The 449-nt window shown below is 73.7% G+C and carries 1 protein-coding gene; it reads left to right on the top strand.

All coding sequences use genetic code 11. The annotated features are described in order from the left end of the window. Window positions 1–449: heme biosynthesis HemY N-terminal domain-containing protein (locus J5M58_RS26935; RefSeq protein ID WP_207880459.1), on the top strand; the 449-nt coding region annotated here is incomplete at both ends.

Raw genomic sequence — 449 nt, 5'->3', positions numbered from 1 at the left:
CGTTCATCGTGCTGTACGCACTGATGCGGATCGTGCGCAACGTCTGGCGGATGCCGCAGCGCGTGGCCGCGTATCGCGCGCGGATGCGCAACGAGCGTGCGCAGGCCGCGTTGCGCGACGCGCTCGCGAACCTGTACGCGGGCCGCTTCTCGCGCGCGGAGAAAGCCGCGCGCGACGCGCTCGCGGTCGACGCGAACCAGTCGGCCGCGAGCCTCGTCGCCGCGGCCGCGACGCACCGGATGCACGAGTATGCGCGGCGCGACGAGTGGCTCGCGAAGGTGAGCGGGCAGGAATGGCAGGACGCGCGCCGGCTCGCGACGGCCGACATGCGCGCGGACGGCCGCGACGCGGAGGGCGCGCTCGCCGCGCTCGCCGAGATGCAGGCGTCGGGCGGCAAGCGGATTCACGCGCAGCAGATCGCGCTGCGCGCGCAGCAGCAGAACAAGAAC

Origin of the sequence: Pseudomonas sp. 32_A (assembly GCF_017490905.1) — a bacterium.
Lineage (GTDB): Bacteria > Pseudomonadota > Gammaproteobacteria > Pseudomonadales > Pseudomonadaceae > Aquipseudomonas > Aquipseudomonas inefficax.
The sequence above is the reverse complement of the archived record's forward strand: the minus strand, read 5'-3'. Positions and strand labels throughout refer to the sequence as shown.